The organism is Falsiroseomonas sp. HC035, from assembly GCF_050563525.1.
GTDB lineage: Bacteria > Pseudomonadota > Alphaproteobacteria > Acetobacterales > Acetobacteraceae > Falsiroseomonas.
In genome coordinates this window covers 859,248-877,963 of record NZ_JBNXUN010000001.1, presented here as the reverse complement: position 1 = coordinate 877,963, position 18,716 = coordinate 859,248, and the positions used below count along the sequence as shown (strand labels likewise).

Annotated in this window: 19 protein-coding genes; 7 read left to right on the top strand and 12 right to left on the bottom strand. The window is 71.3% G+C overall.

Annotation, left to right across the window (positions count from 1 at the left end):
- From ACLF3G_RS04320 to ACLF3G_RS04310, 3 genes are read left to right on the top strand one after another with little or no spacing between them, the layout of a single operon-like run.
- The gene (locus tag ACLF3G_RS04320) at positions 1-723 is read left to right on the top strand and encodes an SDR family NAD(P)-dependent oxidoreductase (RefSeq protein ID WP_430668090.1); all 723 of its coding nucleotides are present in this window, start codon (positions 1-3) and stop codon (positions 721-723) included.
- A 12-nt stretch (positions 724-735) separates the two neighbouring features.
- Positions 736-1,572: a sugar phosphate isomerase/epimerase family protein gene (locus tag ACLF3G_RS04315; protein WP_430668089.1), complete on the top strand. Its 837-nt coding sequence runs from the start codon at positions 736-738 to the stop codon at positions 1,570-1,572.
- Between the two features lie 20 nt (positions 1,573-1,592).
- Entirely contained in the window at positions 1,593-2,054 is a 462-nt protein-coding gene (locus ACLF3G_RS04310; protein ID WP_430668088.1) for a RidA family protein, read from the top strand.
- A gap of 3 nt (positions 2,055-2,057) precedes the next feature.
- Here ACLF3G_RS04310 and ACLF3G_RS04305 read toward each other — a convergent pair whose 3' ends face one another.
- The 8 genes from ACLF3G_RS04305 to ACLF3G_RS04270 form a co-directional block, all read right to left on the bottom strand.
- Positions 2,058-6,524: a DUF4011 domain-containing protein gene (locus ACLF3G_RS04305; RefSeq protein WP_430668087.1), complete on the bottom strand. Its 4,467-nt coding sequence runs from the start codon at positions 6,522-6,524 to the stop codon at positions 2,058-2,060.
- Positions 6,521-8,089 carry a Na+/H+ antiporter gene (locus tag ACLF3G_RS04300; RefSeq protein WP_430668086.1) on the bottom strand — a complete coding sequence of 523 codons (1,569 nt, stop codon included), beginning with the start codon at positions 8,087-8,089 and terminating at the stop codon, positions 6,521-6,523. Before ACLF3G_RS04300 ends, ACLF3G_RS04305 begins: the two co-directional genes overlap by 4 nt.
- A gap of 81 nt (positions 8,090-8,170) precedes the next feature.
- Entirely contained in the window at positions 8,171-8,329 is a 159-nt protein-coding gene (locus tag ACLF3G_RS04295) for a hypothetical protein (protein ID WP_430668085.1), read from the bottom strand.
- Positions 8,326-8,817, bottom strand: a complete 492-nt coding sequence (locus ACLF3G_RS04290) for a DUF1003 domain-containing protein (RefSeq protein ID WP_430668084.1) — start codon at positions 8,815-8,817, stop codon at positions 8,326-8,328. Before ACLF3G_RS04290 ends, ACLF3G_RS04295 begins: the two co-directional genes overlap by 4 nt.
- 68 nt (positions 8,818-8,885) lie before the next feature.
- Positions 8,886-9,638 carry an SDR family NAD(P)-dependent oxidoreductase gene (locus ACLF3G_RS04285; protein ID WP_430668083.1) on the bottom strand — a complete coding sequence of 251 codons (753 nt, stop codon included), beginning with the start codon at positions 9,636-9,638 and terminating at the stop codon, positions 8,886-8,888.
- A gap of 75 nt (positions 9,639-9,713) precedes the next feature.
- Positions 9,714-11,222, bottom strand: coding sequence for a tripartite tricarboxylate transporter permease (locus ACLF3G_RS04280; protein WP_430668082.1), 1,509 nt, complete (start codon positions 11,220-11,222; stop codon positions 9,714-9,716).
- Between the two features lie 13 nt (positions 11,223-11,235).
- Positions 11,236-11,715 carry a tripartite tricarboxylate transporter TctB family protein gene (locus ACLF3G_RS04275; protein ID WP_430668081.1) on the bottom strand — a complete coding sequence of 160 codons (480 nt, stop codon included), beginning with the start codon at positions 11,713-11,715 and terminating at the stop codon, positions 11,236-11,238.
- Positions 11,716-11,900: 185 nt separating this feature from the next.
- Complete coding sequence (locus ACLF3G_RS04270) at positions 11,901-12,890, bottom strand: Bug family tripartite tricarboxylate transporter substrate binding protein (protein ID WP_430668080.1); 990 nt, start codon at positions 12,888-12,890, stop codon at positions 11,901-11,903.
- 139 nt (positions 12,891-13,029) lie between these two features.
- On the opposite strand from ACLF3G_RS04270, the gene ACLF3G_RS04265 reads away from it, so the two are divergent.
- Together ACLF3G_RS04265 and ACLF3G_RS04260 are read left to right on the top strand one after the other, a co-directional pair.
- Positions 13,030-14,205: a M20 metallopeptidase family protein gene (locus tag ACLF3G_RS04265; RefSeq protein WP_430668079.1), complete on the top strand. Its 1,176-nt coding sequence runs from the start codon at positions 13,030-13,032 to the stop codon at positions 14,203-14,205.
- Positions 14,206-14,218: 13 nt separating this feature from the next.
- Entirely contained in the window at positions 14,219-15,211 is a 993-nt protein-coding gene (locus ACLF3G_RS04260) for a ketopantoate reductase family protein (RefSeq protein WP_430668078.1), read from the top strand.
- Here ACLF3G_RS04260 and ACLF3G_RS04255 read toward each other — a convergent pair.
- Both ACLF3G_RS04255 and ACLF3G_RS04250 read right to left on the bottom strand, forming a co-directional pair.
- Entirely contained in the window at positions 15,208-15,732 is a 525-nt protein-coding gene (locus tag ACLF3G_RS04255) for a DUF421 domain-containing protein (protein ID WP_430668077.1), read from the bottom strand. The two genes, ACLF3G_RS04260 and ACLF3G_RS04255, sit on opposite strands and share 4 nt — an antisense overlap.
- Before the next feature lie 58 nt (positions 15,733-15,790).
- Positions 15,791-16,711, bottom strand: a complete 921-nt coding sequence (locus ACLF3G_RS04250) for a hypothetical protein (protein WP_430668076.1) — start codon at positions 16,709-16,711, stop codon at positions 15,791-15,793.
- Between the two features lie 67 nt (positions 16,712-16,778).
- On the opposite strand from ACLF3G_RS04250, the gene ACLF3G_RS04245 reads away from it, so the two are divergent.
- Positions 16,779-17,369, top strand: coding sequence for a cytochrome b (locus ACLF3G_RS04245; RefSeq protein WP_430668075.1), 591 nt, complete (start codon positions 16,779-16,781; stop codon positions 17,367-17,369).
- A gap of 9 nt (positions 17,370-17,378) precedes the next feature.
- Here the strand turns inward: ACLF3G_RS04245 and ACLF3G_RS04240 are convergent, their stop codons facing one another.
- Positions 17,379-17,603, bottom strand: a complete 225-nt coding sequence (locus tag ACLF3G_RS04240) for a hypothetical protein (RefSeq protein ID WP_430668074.1) — start codon at positions 17,601-17,603, stop codon at positions 17,379-17,381.
- 141 nt (positions 17,604-17,744) lie between these two features.
- On the opposite strand from ACLF3G_RS04240, the gene ACLF3G_RS04235 reads away from it, so the two are divergent.
- The gene (locus ACLF3G_RS04235) at positions 17,745-18,077 is read left to right on the top strand and encodes a DUF1491 family protein (protein WP_430668073.1); all 333 of its coding nucleotides are present in this window, start codon (positions 17,745-17,747) and stop codon (positions 18,075-18,077) included.
- A 4-nt stretch (positions 18,078-18,081) separates the two neighbouring features.
- On the opposite strand, the gene upp is transcribed toward ACLF3G_RS04235, so the two are convergent.
- A complete protein-coding gene (upp, locus tag ACLF3G_RS04230; protein ID WP_430668072.1) occupies positions 18,082-18,714 on the bottom strand; it encodes a uracil phosphoribosyltransferase in 633 nt (210 codons plus the stop codon).
- Positions 18,715-18,716: the final 2 nt, after the last annotated feature.

The following is an 18,716-nucleotide window of genomic DNA, read 5'->3' as shown; positions in this document are numbered from 1 at the left end:
ATGCGCGATGCGGAACTGCTGCGCCCGGAAGGCCGCGTTGTCGCACTCTCCGGTGCCTCGCGCGGCCTCGGCGCCGCCATCGCGGAGCGATTGCACGCGGAGGGCTACACGCTGGCGCTCGGCCTGCGTGATCCGACCGCGACGCGCCGCAAGCTGGGCGAGGATCGCATCAGCTACCATCGCTACGACGCCGCCGAACCCGCCACGGCAGAGGCCTGGATCGATGCCGTGGTGGCGCACCATGGCCGCCTCGATGCCCTCATCAACAACGCCGGTATCCTGCGCCGCGTAACCTGGGACGATGGCGGGGAGGCGGAGCTGGACGAGCTCTGGACCGTCAACGTGAAGGCGCCGTTCCGCGCCACGCGCCGCGCCCTGCCGCATCTGCGCGCGGCCGGGCATGGCCGCGTCGTCAATATCGCCTCCACCGACGGCAAGCGCATCCGCGACCCCTCGGTCTCCATCGGCTACGCCATGACGAAGCACGCGCTGGTTGCGCTCAGCCAGGCGGCCAAGTTCGCGGGTTGGGAGGAAGGCGTGCGCGTCACCGCGCTTTGTCCCGGCGCCATCGACACGGAACTGCTGGCGGGTCTGCCGGGCGTTTCCTCCACACGGCTGTCGCCGGCGACGGTCGCTGAAATCGTGGCGCTGCTGTTGCGGCTGCCGGACACCGCGACCATCGCCGAGCTCGTCGTCAACACCCGCCTCGAACACACGTTGTAGGAGAATCCCGCAATGGCCGACCTGCCCGTCGCCGTCTCCACCTTCCCCTACCTTTACTCGCATGATGGTCTCGGCGCGCTGCGCCACCTGCACGCGCAGGGCCACAAGGCCTTCGAGATGATGATCTTCCCGCCGCATTGCTGGCCGTCGGAACTCACGCCTGCGAAGCGCCGCGAATACAAGGCCTGGCTCGGCGACACCGGCTGCGCCATCACCTCCTTCTGCTACCCGCTGCTCGACAACAATCCGAACAGCACCGATGCCAAGATGCGCCGCTACACGCTGGACCGGTACCGCGAGGCGATCGACCTCTCGGCCGACTGGGGCTGCCCCTATGTCTGCGCCATCCCTGGACCGGTGAATTCACTGATCGATCCGCCGGTCGACTGGATGCGCGCCTGGTTCATCGAGGGCATGCGGGAGCTGGTGGATTTCGCGAAGGGCTCCGGCGTCGAGATCATCCTGGAGAACGTGCCCTTCACCTTCTTGCCAACCGCGCAGGACATGCTGGAGGTGGCGCAGGAAATCGGGCCGGAGGTCGGGCTGAACTTCGACGTCTGCAACAGCGCCTACATCAGGGAAGACGTGCCCGCCGCCATCCGCATGATGGGCAGCCGCCTGAAGAACGTCCACATCTCCGACAGCGGGTACGAGGTCTTCAAGCACAACCGCCTCGGCACCGGCATCGTCCAGCCTGGCCCCGCTGGCGCCGCGCTGCGCGAGATCGGCTATGCCGGCTTGACGGTGCTCGAGATCATCACGGATGCGACAAAGCCCGGTGCCGACCCGGATGGTGACATCCGCGCCAGCCATGCCATCCTCGCGCAGCATGGCTGGGCCGCCGCCTGACGCCGAGGGAGATCACGCGCATGTCCGCTGAACGCCGACTTACGGAACTCGGGCTGACCCTGCCCAGCGCGCCCGCGCCACTCGCCAACTACGTCCCGTGGCGCATCGGCGGCGGGCTTCTGTTCCTGTCCGGCGTCGGGCCGCGGCGCGCCGATGGCAGCTCCGTCACCGGCGTGCTCGGCGGCGACCTGACGGTGGCGCAGGGCTACGACGCAGCGCGCCTCTGCGGGATGAACCTGCTGGCCAACATGCGCACCGCGCTCGGCACGCTGGACCGCGTCGACACCATCCTGAAGGTCCTTGGCATGGTGCGCGCCGGCCTCGACTTCGGCGAGCAGCCGGAGGTCATCAACGGCTGCACCGACCTGTTCGTGGAGGTGTTCGGCGATGCCGGCCGCCCGGCCCGTTCGGCCGTCGGCATGGGCAGCCTGCCGCGCGGCATCGCGGTGGAGATCGAGGCTGTGGTGCTGATCCGCGGCTGAGGGTCAGCCTGCCGGCCGGATGGTGCCGGCGCCGACCAGCGCCGCGATGCGCGCCCCAACGCCGGGTGCCGCCGCCGGCTCCAGCCCGAGCAGCCGCACCACGCCCGCCACCAGCTCCGCCTCCGTCGAGCCGGGCAAAGCCTCCAGCAGCGCCTGCGCCGCCGCGGCGATCTCCGCGGGCGGCAGCAGCGCTGCGCGGCGCAGATGCGGCGCCACGGCGCGACGGTCGCGTGGCGCGACCGGTCCGGCGTCCTCCGCGGTCCAGAAACCGGCGGCCTCGCTGACGCCCTGCAACTGTGTCGCCAGCCGTAGCGCCTGTTGCAGGGCCGCGCGTTCCGCAGCACCCAGGCTGTCGACCCCCCACAGCAGCCGCGCCCGTTCCAGCACCGCCTCGCCATGCACCGGCTGTTCGACGCGGATCACCTCGGCCAGCGTGTCCGCCAGGCCGGCGAAGGGCGTGTCGGGAATCGGCACCGTCCGGTCCACCACCGGCGCAGCCTCCACATAGGGCACCGCGAGACCCGGATCGGCCCCGGCCAGCGCGGCCTCCGCCACCGGCGGCGCCAGCCCGAGTGCCGCACGCAGCCGCGCCCGCTCCGCCTCCGGCCGTTGCAGCCAGGCGAGGCTCCAGGCGCGGTGCAGCCGCCAGCCCATCCGGCCGAGCGCCGCGCCCCGTCCGCGGTCGCGGTCCCGCGCCGCGCGCATTGCCGCCCATTCCGCCGCATCCGCTTCCACGCCGAGCAGGAAGTTTCCCTCCTGGCGCGCCGCGACATCGAGGAACACGCCGGCGCTGCCGACCCGCGCCACCGGCTCCAGCCCCGCGGCCGCAATCTCTCCGGCGATGAGCCGCGCCAGCGGCGCCTCCGCCGCCCCGCCGGTGGCCCGCCGATGGTCCCCGCCAGCGGCAAATTGGAGAAAAGTCTTCAGCGCGGCGACGCCGGGGCCGCGGGCCCTTTCCAGGTCGATATCCTCCGCGCCCAGGCCGGAGAACACCACGCAGCGCGTCTTGGCGCGGGTGATCAGCACGTTCAGCCGCCGCTCGCCGCCCTCCAGCGACAGCGGCCCGAAGCGCATCGCGACCTTGCCATCGGCGCCCTTGGCGTAGCCGACGCTGACGAACATCGCGTCGCGCTCGTCGCCCTGCACGTTCTCCAGGTTCTTGACGAAGAACGGCTCCTGCGGATGCGCGGTGAAGAAGGCCTCCGCCGTGTCATCCTCGCGCCGCAGCTTCTCCACCGCGTCCAGGATCGCGTCGCGCTGCCGCAGCGAGAAGGCGGCGACGCCGAGCGTTTCCCCCGGCGTCTCCTTCGCATGGCGCAGCACCGCCTCCGCCACCGCCTGGGCCTCGGCACGGTTGACTCCGGCGCCGGCCTCCCACTGCCCATCCACCCGGACCAGGGACAGGCCGAGTGCCGGCGAGCGGCCGCGCGGGGAGGGCAGGACCATCAGCCGCCCGCCATAGAACTGCGCGTTGCTGGTGGCGATCAGGCTCTCGTGCCGGCTGCGGTAGTGCCAGCGCAGCATGACGTTGGGCACGCCGCGCGCGTTGGCCAGGCCGAGGATGCTCTCGACCTCCCGCGCCTCCACGTTATCGGAGAACTCCTCCTGGTCCGGCGCCTCGTCCTCCGAGGTCATGCGCTGGAAGAAGCGAGTCGGCGGCATCTGCCGGTCATCGCCGACCACCACCACCTGCCGGCAGCGTGCGATGGCGCCCAGCGCATCCACCGGCTCGATCTGCGAGGCCTCGTCCATCACCAGCAGGTCGAAGCTGAGCCCTGGCCGGAGCCCATGCGGCGGCGCCAGGAACTGCGCGACGGACAGCGGCGACATCAGGAACACCGGCTTCGCCGCCTGCACCGCGCCGCCCGCCCGCAGCAGCAATTCCCGCACCGGCAAGTGGCCGCGACGTTTTTCGAATTCGCCGAGCAGTAGACGAAAGCCCTGCATCTCGCGCACCCGCGCCAGCGCCGCCGCATGCGTCGCGGCCGCCTCCGCCCGCGCAAGTTCGATCCGCGCCGCATCGGCCTCGGCGAAATCCGCCAGTAGCCGGTCGAAGCCGGCGCCGTCGAAGGCGGCGAGTTCCGGCCGCGCCCGCATCGCCGCCTTCAGCAGCGCTTCGTCCAGCGCATCCGCGAAGCTTTCCGCGGCTGCCTCGGGCGCCAGCCGCCCATCCGCCAGTCGCTCCGCCAGCGGCGCCAGCGCGTCTCCGGCCGCCTCCCGCGCGCGACGCCAGGCGAGCCAGGCGGGCAGGGCCTCCGGCTCCGCCGCCCAGTCGCCGAGCCGCGCCGTGACCTCGGCCAGCGGCGGGTCCGCCACGCCGAAAGCGGCGGTTACGTCGAAGCCAGTCGCCTCCGCCAGTTCGTCCTGCGCCGCGATCGCCGCCTCGACCGGCGCGGCATCCAGAACGGCCATCCCACCCGCCAGCGCCGCCGCGGCCGCCGCGCCATGCTGCGCCCGCCAGTCGACCAGCGCCGCCATGGCCGGCGCATCGCCCCACAGCGTGCCGAAGGCCGCGCGCAGCGTGGCATCCTCCAGGCTGCGCGCGGCGTCCTGCGCGGCCAGAGCCGCCTCCAGCGCCGGCAGCACCGGCGCTCCTTCCGCCACAACCTGCGCTGCCAGCGCTTTTGCATTGCGCTGCGCCGTGGACAGGAAGCTGAAGAAACCGCCGCCAGCCGCGAGCGTCGCCCGCGCCTCCGCCAGCCCGCCCACGCGCAGGGCACCCGGCTTCAGGCGCGGGTCGCGGCTGGCCGCGGCGACCAGAGCCGTGGCCGCCGCGGCGCGGGCCAGTGGGCCCGGGTCGGCTGCCCAAGCCGGATGCGCCATCGCCGCCCGGTCATGCGCCGGCGCGGCGGCCACGGCGCGTGACAGGGCCAGCAGGCGCCCCGCTTCCTGCCGTCCCGGTGACCCCGCCGAGGCCAGCGCCGCGGCGCCGGCGGACAGCGCCCGGATCAACGCCGGCAGCCGCGCCATCAGCCGCTCCTGCGCCATTGGCTGGATCTCGCCGACTCCGCGCCAGATGCTGCGCGCCCCGCCCGCCGTCGCGGCCAGTTCCGCCACCGCCGCCCGCGCCGCGGCGATCCGCGCCGCATCCCACTCGGCAGCGGCCAACGCGAAATCCGGCACCGGCACGCCGGCCACCCGCCGCGCCGCCAGCCCACCCACCACCGCGTGCAGGGCGCGGTCGCTCTCGCCCACCGCGGCCCCCATGGCGCGGGCATGCTGGTTCAGCCGCCCGCGCAGCGCGCCGAGTCGCCGCACCACCGGAGCCCGGTCCGGCATCGCCACCGGCGGCCGGGCGAGGGTGGCGCGCAGCTCGTCCAGCACCGCGCGCTTCGACTGCTTTTCCGAATGCAGCTCCAGGCAGGCCGGCCCCAGCCCGACCTGGGCGAGACGCCGTTCCACCACCTCCAGCGCCGCCAGCTTCTCCGCCACGAACAGTACGGTGCGGCCGTCGAGCACGGCCTGGGCGATGATGGTGGCGATGCTCTGGCTTTTCCCGGTGCCCGGTGGCCCCTGGATCACCACATGCCCGCCCCGCCGGACCGCCTCGGCGGCGAGCGACTGGCTGCCATCCATTTCCATCACATGGTCGAGCCGCTCGACCGGGATCTCAGCATCCACATCCGCGTCGTCGCCGAAGGGCGCCGTGGTCTCCAGCTGTTCGCCGCCCACCAGCGCGCGGATCACCGGCTGGGTGAGCAGACCGGGGTTCGCCGCCGGGTCCAGGTCCCGCCACATCAGGAACTTTTGGAAGGAGAACAGCCCGACCGCGAGTGAATCGGAGACCACGTCCCAGCCTTCGCGGGCCCCGATCGCGGCTTTCACCGCGGCCGTCCATGCGGCGAGGTCGAACTCCTCCTCCGGGAATGGCGGCAGCTCGACGCGAAACTCGGCCAGCAGCTTCTGGCGGAGCGACAGGTTCTCCTCCAGCTCCGCCCCATTGCCCTTCAGCCGAAAGTTCTGCGAGACGCCCTGGCGTTCCAGCGCCACCGGCAGCAGCGCCAGCGGTGCCAGACGCTCGGTCTCCGGCGTCGCCGGGTCGCGCCACAGCAGCCCGCCGATGGCGAGCGACAGCGTGGCGATGCCGGTTTCCTCCCGCGCCGTGCGCGCATCCTGCATCAGGTCGCGCAGGCGCCGCGCCAGGTCCTCCCGCGGCAGGCGCACGCGCAGGCGGTTGTCGCGGCGCGCATCCTCGCGGCTCTGATCCGCATCCGCCGTGGCGACACCCTCCGCCCGCACCGTCCTGCGGCCACGGCGTGGGGCCGCTTCCGGCGCGTCATGGGCCGCCTCGAAGCCGAAGCCGCGGCCGTCCAGCAGCGCGGACAGGACGAAGCCGGCATCCTCGTCATCCAGCCGCACCACGCCGCGGGACCGCCCGGGCTGCGGCAGCGCCAGCAGGCGGTTGCGGGTGGACAGGTCCAGCAGCCCGCGCCGCGCCGCCTCCAACTGTTCGGCCAGGGCGTCACTCATGCGGCGGGGGTCGCACCGAGCAGGCGCAGGATGCGCAGTTCCTCCAGGTCCATTTCCTGCTCCAGGCTGGTCAGCATCATGTCATTGAAGGCGCCATCGCGGTGCTGGTCCAGCAGCGCGGCGCGGCCGGCCCGCAGGGCCGCCAGGCGGATGCGCATCCGCGCCTCCAACTCCGCATGCCCGCCGCCATCGGCGACGCCGTGAAACACCCGCGCCTTCTCCCGGTACTCGGCCAGCAGGTCGCGCGCCACGGCACCTTCCAGGATGTCCTCCGCCCGCTGCTCCACCTCGGCCAGACTGGCGCGGGCGACATGGCGCCGGGCCTGCGCCTCCGTCGGCGGCATTCCCGCGACGCGCTTCTCCGCCACCCCAAGCCGGCGGATCACCCATTCAAGCGTGGTGCCCTGCAACACCAGCGTCGCCAGGATGGCGCAGAAGGCGAGGAACACCATCAGGTCGCGTTCCGGGAAATCCAGCGGCAGCGCCAGCGCCGCAGCCAGCGAGACCACGCCGCGCATCCCGCACCAGGACACCACAACCATGTGCGAGACCGGCGCCCGCCTGCCATCCGGACCCGGCAGCGCCCCCGGAACCAGCGCGGTCGGAAACACCCACAGGAACCGGCTTCCGATCAGCGCGACCGAGACCGCCACCGCCAGCACCGCCAGTTCCAGCACGCCACGCTCCCCGAGCCGCTCCAGGATGGCGCGCAGTTGCAGCCCGGCCAGGATGAAGATCAGGCTGGTCAGCACGAATTCCACGAAGGCCCACACGGCCTGCGCGCTCAACCGGCTGGCCGGGCTCAGCGAGCGGTGCTGCAACTGCCCCAGCATCAGCCCGGTGGTGACCACGGCGATCACGCCCGAGAGCCCGATGGCGTCGGCCGCCAGGAAGCTGCCGAAGCAGGCCACGAAGCTGGCGGAGATCTCCAGCAGCGGATCGCGCAGCCGCCGGAAGGCATGGTCCGCCAGCCAGCCGAACAACCAGCCGACCACCATGCCGCCGATGGCGACCAGCACGAAGCTTCCGGCGGCTTCCCCGAACGAGATGCCGCCCACGGCGACGGCCGCGATGGCGAACCGATACAGCACCAGGGCCGTCGCGTCGTTCACCAGGCTCTCGCCCTCCAGCACCGTCACCAGGCGGCGCGGCATCGGCAGCCGGCTGAGCACGGCCGCCGCCGCCACCGCATCCGGCGGCGCCACGATGGCCCCCAGCGCCACCGCCGCCGCCCAGGGCAGGTCCGGGATCAGCAGCTTCGCCACCACTGCGACGCAGGCCGCGCTGAACAGCACGGCACCGATGGCGAGCAGCAGAATCGGCCGCAGGTTGGTCCGGAAGGCCCGCCAATCCGTTCGCCAGGCACTGCCCTGCAACAACGGCGGCAGGAAGAAGGCCAGCGCGATCTGCGGGTCCAGCGTCACGCTTGGCAGGCCGGGGATGAAGGCCAGCACCATGCCGCCCAGCACCAGGATGATGGCGTAGGGCAGGTTCAGCCGGCGGGCGATCAGCGCGAAGCCGATGCAGGCCGCGATCAGGGCCAGCACGGCCTGCACGATTTCCATGGGTCCAGCGTATCCGGGCAAGCCGGGGCGGAGGCAAGCCCGTTCCCGCGATGGCCGCCAGCGTACCGGCGGAAAGCGCGCCTATTTCCGCCGGGTCAGCGCCACCGCCAGTACGATCCCGGCGACCAGCACCACTGCCACCATGCCCTCCACCACTGCGAAGTTCGGCGCATCCCGCGCCACGAACAACGCGGCGATCGCACCGGCGGCCAGCAGCAGGCCCCGCACCAACCAGGTCATGACGATGTCCCCCGTGCAGCCTCCAACGCCTCGATACGATCCAGTGCCCGGCGCAGCAGGTCAGTGATCTCCGTCAATTGCTGCTCCCGCAGCAGGTCGATTTTTTCGTGCAGCAGCGTGATTTCGGCCTCGGCGCGAAGGTTCACCTGGTAGTCGGCGACAGATCGGTCACGATCGAGCCCATTCTGCCGGTTCTGGCTCATCATGATGATGGGCGCCGTGTAGGCGGCCTGGAAGGACAGGACGAGGTTGAGCAGGATGAAGGGGTAGGGGTCCCAGCCGCCCGGGCCGACCAGCGCATTGGCCGTGATCCAGGCGACCAGCAGCCCTGACTGCACCAGGATGAAGCGCCACGACCCGACCCGCGCCGCGACCGCATCGGCCAGGCGGTCGGGCAGGGTGGCCGCACGCGGCAGGGCCGCATTGGCGCGGCGCCGCTTCGCGCGGGCGATGGTGCGGCGCAGATGGGTCGGCTTGGCATCGGTCATGGCGGGTCATCCGGATCCGCCGGCAGCCTAGACCCTGATGGGTTCCCCAGGCTTGCCCGTTACGCGGGTCAGTGGCTGAAGCGATGCGTGCCGCCATCCACATGCACGACCTGCCCGGTGATGTAGCGCGCCCGCGGGGAGCATAGGAACACCACCAGCACGCCGAGGTCATCGGGCTCGCCGATGAAGCCCACCGGCACCTCCCGCGCCGCCCAGTCACGCCGCGCCTCCTCCGTCGGCAGGATGCGGGCATCGATCTGCTCGGATCGCAGGCGGCCGGGCGGCACGCAGTTCACCGTGATGCCGTCCCGGCCCAGCTGCCGGGACAGCGCCTTGGCCCAGATATGCACGGCGCCGTTGGGCGCGTTGGCCGCGTTGATGATGTGCGGCTCGTCACTGCCGGTGATGTTGACGATGCGGCCGTACCCGGCCGCCTGCATGGAAGGGATCAGCGCATGCGCCATGCGGCGGCCGGCGTGGAAGTTGATCTCCATCGACTCCTGCCAGACGTCATCGGGCCCCAGGTCGGTCTGCGGACGGCTGCCGCCGGCATTGTTCACCAGGATATCGCAGCGCCCGAATCGGGCCAGCACGGCATCGCGGCTGCGGGCGGCGGCGCCGGGGTCGGTCACGTCCTCCGCCAGCAGCAGCGGCTCCGCGCTGGCGGGCAGGGTGGCCGCGAAATCCTCCAACCGGTTCATGCGGCGGGCGAGCAGCGCCAGGCGGCAGCCTTCCTCCGCCAGCAGGCGCGCGATGCTGCGGCCGAGCCCGGCGGAGGCGCCGGTCACCAGCGCGACCTTACCGGCCAGTTGCAGGTCCATGTCGAGTTCTCCTGGAATGAAGAAGGGGCCGTCCCTCGCAGGACGGCCCCCGTTTCGTGGCGCTCAGAAAAAGCCTCAGCCGCCCTCGGCCATCGCCTTTTCCTTGCCGGAGCGCAGGCTTGGCAACGCCATGGCCAGGATCGCGAGGGCGGCGATGCCGAGCATGGTGGCGGAGATCGGCCGCTCGATGAACACCATCACGTCGCCGCGCGACAGCAGCATGGCGCGGCGCAGGTGTTCTTCCATCATTGGCCCGAGCACGAAGCCGATCAGCAGCGGCGCGCCTTCGAGCTTGAGCTTGGAGCAGAGGTAGCCGAACAGCCCGAACAGCACCATCAGGTAGACGTCGAAGACGTTGTTGTTGATGGAATAGATGCCGATCGCGCAGAAGATCATGATCGCCGGGTACAGGTGGCGATACGGCACTTCCAGCAGCTTCACCCACATGCCGATCATCGGCAGGTTGATGACCAGCAGCATCAGGTTGCCGACCCACATGGAGCAGATCAGGCCCCAGAACAGGTCCGGCTGCGCTTCCACCATGCGCGGGCCAGGCTGGATGCCCTGGATGATCAGCGCGCCGACCATCAGCGCCATCACGGCGTTGGCCGGGATGCCCAGCGTCAGCAGCGGGATGAAGCTGGACTGCGCCGCGGCATTGTTCGCCGCCTCCGGCCCCGCAACGCCCTCGATCGCGCCGGTGCCGAACAGGTGCCGGTTCTTCGAGACCTTCCGCTCCAGCATGTAGGAGCCGAAGGAGGACAGAGAGGCGCCACCACCCGGCAGGATGCCCAGCACCGTGCCGAGCACCGTGCCGCGCAGTACGGAGGGGACGGCGCGGCGGAATTCCTCGCGCGTCAGGAACAGGCTGCCGACCTTGTGGGTCAGCACGTTGCGCGATTCCGGACGCTCCAGGTTCAGCACGATCTCGGCAATGCCGAACATGCCCATGGCGATGGCGACGAAGCCGACGCCATCCGACAGTTCCGGAATGCCGAAGGTGAAGCGCTGCTGGCCGGTCTGCACGTCGGTGCCGACCATGCCGAGGCTGACGCCCAGCGCCACCATGGCGACGCCCTTGATCACCGAGCCCTGCGCCAGCACGGCGGAGATAATCAGGCCGAGGAACATCAGGGAGAAGTAGTCGGCCGGTCCGAAGGACAGCGCGACGGAGGTGAGCAGCGGGCCGGAGGCCGCGACGACGACGGTGGCCACGGACCCGGCGAAGAAGCTGCCGAGCGCCGCGGTGGCCAGCGCCGCCCCCGCCCGCCCGTTCCGCGCCATCTTGTAGCCTTCGATGACGGTGACGACCGAACTGACCTCGCCTGGCAGATTCAGCAGGATGGCCGTGGTCGAGCCACCATACTGCGCGCCGTAGTAGATGCCGGCGAGCATGATGATGGCGGTGGTCGGCGACATGCCGAAGGTGATCGGCAGCAGCAGGGAGATGGTGGCGACCGGCCCGATGCCCGGCAGCACGCCGATCGCGGTGCCGATGAAGGCCCCGAGCAGCGCAAAGGCCAGGTTCTCGAAGCTGAAGGCAACGCTGAACCCGAGGGCCAGGTTCGTGAAGAGGGTTTCCATCGATATCTGTCCCTCAGTACCCGAACACGGTTGGCCAGACGCTGATCCGGATGTCGAGTTCGTAGATGAACACGAACCAGCACAGCGCCATCAGGAAGACGGTCAGCCCGAGGACGCCGAGCGGCTTGTGCGTCCGGTCGGCCAGGGTCGAGATGCCGATGGTGACGGCCAGCGTCAGGAACAGCCCGGCCTTTTCCAGGATCAGCCCGAAGACGCACAGCGCGACCAGGATCAGGGTGAGTTCCCGGAAGGCCCAGCGCTCCAGAGGGTCCGGGCCGCTGAACAGCGCCATGATGGAGACCACGGCCCCAAGGCCGAACAGCGTGCCAAAGGCCAGCAACGGCATGTAGCCGGGGCCCATGCGGCGCGCGTCGCCCAGCGTGTGGTCCGTGTTCAACCACAACCCCGCGGCGGCAATTGCCAGGAGCATCAGCCCCGCCGTCAGGTCTCTCGCGTTGATCTTCATCCGCACCTCAGTTGCTGCCGGCCGCATGCGGCCCGATCCAGTTACGCCAATCGGGTGGCGCGGCCCCAGCGCCGCGTCACCCGTGCCTGCCTCCGGGCGGCAGGTCCGTCACCCGCCTTACCCGCCTTAACCCGGCAGACCCTAGACAAGCCCGGCTGCCGCGCCAACCGCGAAAGGTCAGGACACCAGCCGAATCACATCGTCCCGGGCCATCAGCCGACCGTCGCGCCGGATGCGCGCACCACCGGCGCCCAGCGCGCGACCTCCGCCGCCACGAAGGCGGTGAACTCCTCCGGCGTCATGTCGCCGGGCGCGCCGCCCATCTCGGCGAAGCGCCGCTGGCTGTCCGGCGTCGCGACCACCGCCTTCACCTCCCGGTTCAGCCGCTGCACCACCCCCGGGTCCATGCCGGCCGGGCCGGAAAGCGCGAACCAGGACGTGCTGGACAGGTCGAAGCCCTGCTCGATGAAGGTCGGCACCCCCGGGAAGCCCGGGTGGCGCTGCGCGCTGCTCATCGCGATGGCGCGCACGCTGCCCTGGCGGATATGGCCAGCGGCGGAGGGCAGGCTGTCCGACATCATCGGCACCTGGTTCGCGATCACCGCCGTCATCGCCGGGCCGGCGCCGCGGAACGGCACATGGGTGAAGGGGATGCCCGCCTGCTCGCAGAACCGCACCATCAGCAGGTGGTTGGAGGACCCGGCGCCGGAGGACGCCATGTCGAGCCCGCCCTGCCGCGTCTTCGCCAGCCGCACCAGGTCCGCCAGATTGGCGATCTCGCTTCGCGGATGCACCACCCAGACCGACGGGTTGGTGATGACCATGGCGATGTGCGTGAAGGACCGCACCGGGTCGTAGCGCAGGTTGCCGTACAGCGTCGGGCTGATGGCGTGGCTGGCGATGTTGCTCATCACCAGGGTCTGGCCGTCCGGCGGCGCATCGGCGACCATCTGGCTACCGGTTGTCGCCCCCGCTCCGGCCCGATTTTCCACGACCACGGGAACGCCAAGCCGCTGCGCCAACCCATCCGCCACCAGCCGTGCCGACAGGTCCGTGCTGCCGCCCGGCGCGAAGGGCACCACGAGCCGGATCGGGCCATTCGGCCAGCCCTGCGCCCGCGCCGGCCGCGGCGCGAGCAGGGCCGGCGCAGCCACCAGGGCGGTCGCGCCAACCAGGCTCCGTCGCGTCAGTCGCATGGACATGAAGGTCTCCCCAATTCTTGGACCAATGAGCTTTGTTAAGCCTATGCCACGGTGCTTCCCGCCGTCGCAAGCCGGTGGCCTTGTAATGACCTCTTCTTCACCTACCATGGCGCCATGAAATTGCGTGGAGCAACCCGAAATGCGCATCAATGATCCGGAGCGCCGAATCCGTGAGGAAACCGCCCGGATCACGCCCGCGCTGGTTGCGATCCGGCGGGACATCCACACGCATCCGGAACTCGCCTTCGAGGAGACGCGCACCGCCGGTATTGTCGCCGCCGAACTCGCGCGCCTGGGCATCCCGCACCGCACGGGACTCGGCGGCACCGGCGTCATCGGCACCATCGAGGGTGGCCGCCCCGGACCCACCCTGGCCATCCGCGCGGACATGGACGCGCTGCCGATCCACGAGGAGACCGGCCTCGACTTCGCCAGCCAGGTCGCCGGCAAGATGCACGCCTGCGGCCACGACATCCACACCGCCACGCTGCTCGGCGTCGCAGCCCTGCTGAAGGACCTGGCGCCGATGCTGGCCGGTCGCGTGCGGCTCGTGTTCCAGCCGGCCGAGGAAGTGCTGCAGGGCGCGGCCGCCATGATCGCCGATGGCGCGGCGGATGGGGTGGACCTCGCGCTCGGCTTCCACAACCAGCCGGACCTGCCGGTCGGCCGCTTCGGCTTCGCCCGCGGCGCCTGCCTCGCGGCGTCGGACCGCTTTGACCTGGTCGTGCGCGGCAAGTCCGGCCACGCGGCGCACCCCTACGCCGCCATCGACCCGATCGTCGCCGCCAGCAGCTTCGTGGCGCAGGTGCAGACCGTGGTGAGCCGCGAGGTCAGGCCGCTGCACCCCGCCGTCGTCACCATCGGCCAGTTCACCGGCGGCACCACCTACAACATCATCCCCGAACGGGTGCACCTGAAGGGCACCGTCCGCACCCTGCACGAAGCCGCCCGCACCACCGCCGAATCGGCGATCCGCCGCCTCGCTGCGGGGCTGGAGGTCGCGATGCGGGTGGAGTGCGCGCTGGACTACCAGCGCATGGTGCCGCCACTGGTGAATGACGACCGGGTGATGGGACCGGTGCTGGCCGCTGTCGCCGCGCAGTTCGGCGACGTGACGGAGGAGGGCGAACCCTCCATGGGCTCCGAGGATTTCTCCGAATTCGCCGCCCGCGCGCCGTCCTTCCACCTCCGCATCGGCAGCGGCGCCCCCGGCCGTGACGACCGCCTGCACAACGCACACTACCAGCCCGACGAGGCCTGCATCGGCAACGGCGTCCAGGTGCTGTCCCGCGCGGCGCTCGAACTGCTCGCCTGATCCAGGGAAGGCCATGCCTATGAAAATCTGCGTCTACGGCGCCGGCGCCATCGGCGGGCATATCGCGGCGCGCCTGGCGCGCGGCGGGGCTGAGGTTTCGCTGGTGGCGCGCGGCGCGCACTTGGCGGCGATCCAGGCGAATGGCCTGACCGTCCACGCCCATGACGGCACCCATCTCAGCCACCCGAAGGCCAGCGAGAACCCGTCGGACCTCGGCGCGCAGGATGCCGTCATCGTCACCGTCAAGGCCCCGGCGCTGCCCGCGGTCGCTGCCGGCATCGCCCCGCTGCTGGGGCCGGATACCGCCGTCGCCTTCGTGATGAACGGCATCCCCTGGTGGTACTTCCTGGCCCAACCCGGCCCGCACGAAGGCCGCCGGCTGCCGGAGGTCGACCCGGACGGCGCGCTGGAACGCGCCGTCGGCATCGGCCGGACCATCGGCGGCGTGGTCTATTCCGCGGCCGAGGTGGTGGCCCCCGGCGTGGTGCATTCCGAACACGGCAACATCCGCGTCATCCTGGGCGAGCCGGACGGCGCCGTCTCCGCCCGCGCCCAGGCCATCTCAGCCGTCTTGGCGGCCGGCGGCATGCCTTCGCCAGTGACGCCCGACATCCGCTTCGAAGTCTGGTCCAAGCTGCTCGGGAACCTGTCCAACGGCCCGCTCACCGTGCTGTCCCGCCGCGGCGTGCGCGACACCTTCGCCGACCCGGTGCTGCGCCAGGCCGCCCGGCGCAGCGCGGAGGAAGCCCGCGCGATTGCCGCAGCACTCGGCATCCACTTGCCCGATGCCGCAATCGAGCGCGTGGCCGGCGCCAACATGGCGCACAAGCCCTCCATCCTGCAGGACCTCGAGATCGGCCGGCCGATGGAGATCGACGGCATCTTCGAAATCCCGCTGCAACTGGCGCGGATGACCGGCACGCCGACCCCGCAGCTCGACCTGCTGGTCGCGCTGGCGAAGCAGGCCTCGCGCGCGGCGGGTCTGTACCCGGACGTGAAAGCCTAGCGGGAGCCACCGACGCCTTCCAGCGCACCTGCGCCACTGGCGGAGCCCTGGACGATGCTCAGGCTGCCGTCGGTTTCCAGCACGACCGCCGCCACCTGTCCCGGCTCGGCCGCCCCGGAGCTGCGCAAGGCGGCCAGGATTTCCGCCCGCGTCACTCGCTGTGCCCGCATCGCGCCCTCCAGGAACCGGCCGCGATGCAGCAGCAGCGTCGGTTCGGACTTCACCAGGTCGCTGAAGCGCGGTGACCGCACTGACAGCCACGCCACCGCATATTGCAGTCCCGCCAGCAGCGCGAAGGCGGCCAATCCCTCCGCCAGGGCGACGGACTTGCTCAGCAGCACCGTCGCCAGCGTCGAGCCGAGGGCCACGTTGACGATCAGGTCGAAGGCATCCAGCTTCGCCAGCGTGCGCTTGCCCGAGACCCGCAGCAGCAGGACCAGCGCCGCATAGGCCAACGTGCCGACCACCAGCACGCGCAGGAGCCCGAACCAACTTTCGAACAACACCGGGGGCGGCTCCATCTGCGATCGGGTGGCAGACGGACAACGCGCGCGATGCCGGTTTCGCTCCGGGCGCCTGTCATCGCGGCAGGTCGGTCTGCCCCAGCACCCAGCCTTCCCAGCGCCGCACCCAGGGGTCGTCCGGCACATGGTCCGGCCGCGCCCCATCCAGCACTGCGACCAGCGCCAGCAGGCCGAGCACGCAATCCAGCCGATCCTCCCCCGCCGCATCGGCGCCGAAGCCATCGGCAATGACGGCGGCAAGGGTCGGGGAGGGGTCCACCCGCAGACGCGCCATCACTGCCCTCAGCGCCGCCGCCATCGCCCTGCGCGGCGCCTGCATCCGCTTGCTGCCGGCCAGCCGCAGGCCGAGCTGGCGCAGCGCCTCCGCCGGGTAGACCTCGGCCAGCACCACGCGGCCCGGCGCCAGCAGCGCATGCAGCCCGCCGGCGAAGGGCCACAGCGCAACCGGCGCGCCGGCCGCGAGTGCCGGCGCAATCCAGTCCCGCCACGCCGCAATCGCCGCCTTGCCCGATTGATTGGCGCCCAGCGTCCAGAACACCGGCGCCCCCGCCGGCCGCGTCGCCGTCGCCCGGTCGCACAGCCGCGACAGGGATTGCGGCCCGGCCAGGCCGAGCGCCGCCGCATGGCCCGCCCGGGTCATCCCCTTGATGCCGCGCGCCGGGTAGAAGGGCCGGGTGGCCGCGACCTCCGCCAGCGTCGCCGCGACACGGAAGAAGCCCGGATCATCGACCAGCCCCGCCAGAAAGACCGGGAAATCCGCCTCCGGCCGCAGCGCCGCCCAGTCCCGCGGCACGCCAAGCGGCAGGTCCAGCCCCAGCGCCACCGGCAGACCCGGGACGAGGAGGTCCGGCAGCAGGCGTGCGGTGTCGCCGACCGGCCTTGGCGCCTCCGCCTGCCAGCCTCCGCCCTGCCGCCGCGCCACCGCCATCCAGCGCTTGCCTGGCGCGATGCTCCAATCCGCATGCGCCGCGATCATGGTTTCGCTTTCATGGATCGCCGGCCGGCGTGCCATAGTCGCGGCCCGAACGGGAGGCAGGCTGCGCATGGACCTGGCGACGGAGACGCCGATGCAGGCGCCCATCAAGGGGCGGGACACGCTGCACCCCGACGGCCAGTATTCGCGGCTGGCCAAGTGGTTCCACTGGCTGACGGTGCCGCTGCTGTTCCTGGCGCTGCTGACGGGGCTGGTCATCCGCTTCATGAAGGATGACGCCAAGATGCCCTTCTACGCGCTGCATGAGAGCCTCGGCCTGCTGATCCTCGGCCTGAGCCTGGCGCGCCTCGCCTGGCGCGGCTTCAGCAAGGCGCCGGTCCTGCCGGACCACGTGCCGGCGGCGCAGCGCCGCGCAGCGGCCTTCGTGCACCACGCGCTGTACGCGGCGCTGATCATCCAGCCACTGCTCGGCTTCTTCACCACCAATGCCTATGGCTTCCCCATGCAGGGCGCCACCGCCTTCCTCGGCTTCATCGACCTGCCGAAGTTCATGGAAGCCGCGCCGGCCCTGGCAGGCGTGCTGCACTGGATGCACAGCCTGCTCGGCTGGACCTTCCCGCTGCTGCTGGCCGCGCATATCGGCGGCGCCATCTACCACCACGCCATCCGGCGCGACGGCACGCTGCTGCGGATGCTGTAGGGGCGGGAGCTACTTGATGGGCTTGTTGGCGCGGTCCATCAGCCGACCGAACCAGCCCTTCTTCTCGGGCTCCGCCGGCTTTTCGGCCGCGGCCAGCTTCGCCGCGGCAGCTTCCTCGGCGCGGATTCGCCGGTCCTTCTCGGCCAGCCACTTGTCGAGGCTGACCCCGGCCTTCGCCGCCCTCCGCGCCTCATAGGCGCGCTGCCCTTCGGTCAATTCCTGCGTCTTCGCCATGGCGAGGTCTCTCCGTCCGCCGCGTCAATGGCGCGGCGGCGAGGGCTTCGCAAGATGGTGTTCGGCCGCACCTTTGCTGCGGCGGCTGAAGCACCGCGCCGTGGGTTGCGCCGCCCCGGCCATGGGCAGATTATCCGGCGCATGGAACCGAAGGTTAAGGCAGGCATATGGGTTTCCATGGCCCTGCGCCTGTCAGATATCGCCGGCCGGTCAGGGGCTGTGCTGCGCAAGGGCGACCCGGATGCGGGTGGCATCCTGTGCGTGCTGCGCGCCCGCAACGAGATGATGGTGCTGTCGCAGGTCCGTGATGCCGAAGGCCGCCCCGCCTGGATGCGCGGCACCGGCACCGCCCCGGTGGACCAGCCTACGGCCGATGCCTATGTCGAGCGCCAGGTGCAGCGCGACCCCGATCTGTGGGTGGTGGAATTCGATGCGCCCGACCTGAAGCCGCCCTTCGAGGCCCGGCTGATCTGATCGCCTACTCCACCGTGCCGAAGCAGCGGTCCCCGGCATCGCCGAGGCCCGGCACGATGAAGCCGCGGTGGTCCAGCTTCTCGTCCAGCGCGGCGGTGTAGATCGGCACGTCCGGATGCGCCGCGGCCAGCCGCGCCACCCCTTCCGGCGCCGCCACCACGCAGACGAAGCGCAGATGCGGCGCGCCGGCCTCCTTCACCCGCTGCACCGCCGCCACGGCGCTGCCACCGGTCGCCAGCATCGGGTCGAACAGGATGGCGCCGCGGGTGCGGACTTCCGGCGGCATCCGCAGCATGTACTGGCTCGGCTTCAGCGTATGCTCGTCCCGCACCAGGCCGACATGGCCGACTGGGGCTTCCGGCAGCACCTGCATGCCACCCTCCATCAACCCGAGCCCGGCGCGCAGCACCGCGACCAACACCGGCTCCGGCGCAGCCAGCATCCGGTGGTCCATCCGCACCAGCGGCGTGGTGACAGCGCGCAGCTCCGTCGGCAGGTCGCGGGTGGCCTCCAGGGTCAGGATCGCGCCGATCTCCGCCAGCAGCTTGCGGAAGCGCGGGGAGGGGGTGGCCGCATCGCGCAGCTCCGCCAGGCGGTGCGCCAGCAGGGCGTGGTCGACGATGTGCAGGGTGGACATGG

What these genes read in the sequence shown, in the direction of transcription:
- ACLF3G_RS04295 (WP_430668085.1), bottom strand. Translation starts at nt 8,329, where the DNA reads ATGACCTGGTTGGTGCGGGGCCTGCTGCTGGCCGCCGGTGCGATCGCC.
- ACLF3G_RS04240 (WP_430668074.1), bottom strand. Translation starts at nt 17,603, where the DNA reads ATGGCGAAGACGCAGGAATTGACCGAAGGGCAGCGCGCCTATGAGGCG.
- ACLF3G_RS04250 (WP_430668076.1), bottom strand. Translation starts at nt 16,711, where the DNA reads ATGATCGCGGCGCATGCGGATTGGAGCATCGCGCCAGGCAAGCGCTGG.
- ACLF3G_RS04235 (WP_430668073.1), top strand. Translation starts at nt 17,745, where the DNA reads ATGGAACCGAAGGTTAAGGCAGGCATATGGGTTTCCATGGCCCTGCGC.
- ACLF3G_RS04310 (WP_430668088.1), top strand. Translation starts at nt 1,593, where the DNA reads ATGTCCGCTGAACGCCGACTTACGGAACTCGGGCTGACCCTGCCCAGC.
- ACLF3G_RS04285 (WP_430668083.1), bottom strand. Translation starts at nt 9,638, where the DNA reads ATGGACCTGCAACTGGCCGGTAAGGTCGCGCTGGTGACCGGCGCCTCC.
- ACLF3G_RS04305 (WP_430668087.1), bottom strand. Translation starts at nt 6,524, where the DNA reads ATGAGTGACGCCCTGGCCGAACAGTTGGAGGCGGCGCGGCGCGGGCTG.
- ACLF3G_RS04320 (WP_430668090.1), top strand. Translation starts at nt 1, where the DNA reads ATGCGCGATGCGGAACTGCTGCGCCCGGAAGGCCGCGTTGTCGCACTC.
- ACLF3G_RS04265 (WP_430668079.1), top strand. Translation starts at nt 13,030, where the DNA reads ATGCGCATCAATGATCCGGAGCGCCGAATCCGTGAGGAAACCGCCCGG.
- upp (WP_430668072.1), bottom strand. Translation starts at nt 18,714, where the DNA reads ATGTCCACCCTGCACATCGTCGACCACGCCCTGCTGGCGCACCGCCTG.
- ACLF3G_RS04260 (WP_430668078.1), top strand. Translation starts at nt 14,219, where the DNA reads ATGCCTATGAAAATCTGCGTCTACGGCGCCGGCGCCATCGGCGGGCAT.
- ACLF3G_RS04255 (WP_430668077.1), bottom strand. Translation starts at nt 15,732, where the DNA reads ATGGAGCCGCCCCCGGTGTTGTTCGAAAGTTGGTTCGGGCTCCTGCGC.
- ACLF3G_RS04275 (WP_430668081.1), bottom strand. Translation starts at nt 11,715, where the DNA reads ATGCGGCCGGCAGCAACTGAGGTGCGGATGAAGATCAACGCGAGAGAC.
- ACLF3G_RS04280 (WP_430668082.1), bottom strand. Translation starts at nt 11,222, where the DNA reads ATGGAAACCCTCTTCACGAACCTGGCCCTCGGGTTCAGCGTTGCCTTC.
- ACLF3G_RS04315 (WP_430668089.1), top strand. Translation starts at nt 736, where the DNA reads ATGGCCGACCTGCCCGTCGCCGTCTCCACCTTCCCCTACCTTTACTCG.
- ACLF3G_RS04245 (WP_430668075.1), top strand. Translation starts at nt 16,779, where the DNA reads ATGGACCTGGCGACGGAGACGCCGATGCAGGCGCCCATCAAGGGGCGG.
- ACLF3G_RS04290 (WP_430668084.1), bottom strand. Translation starts at nt 8,817, where the DNA reads ATGACCGATGCCAAGCCGACCCATCTGCGCCGCACCATCGCCCGCGCG.
- ACLF3G_RS04270 (WP_430668080.1), bottom strand. Translation starts at nt 12,890, where the DNA reads ATGTCCATGCGACTGACGCGACGGAGCCTGGTTGGCGCGACCGCCCTG.
- ACLF3G_RS04300 (WP_430668086.1), bottom strand. Translation starts at nt 8,089, where the DNA reads ATGGAAATCGTGCAGGCCGTGCTGGCCCTGATCGCGGCCTGCATCGGC.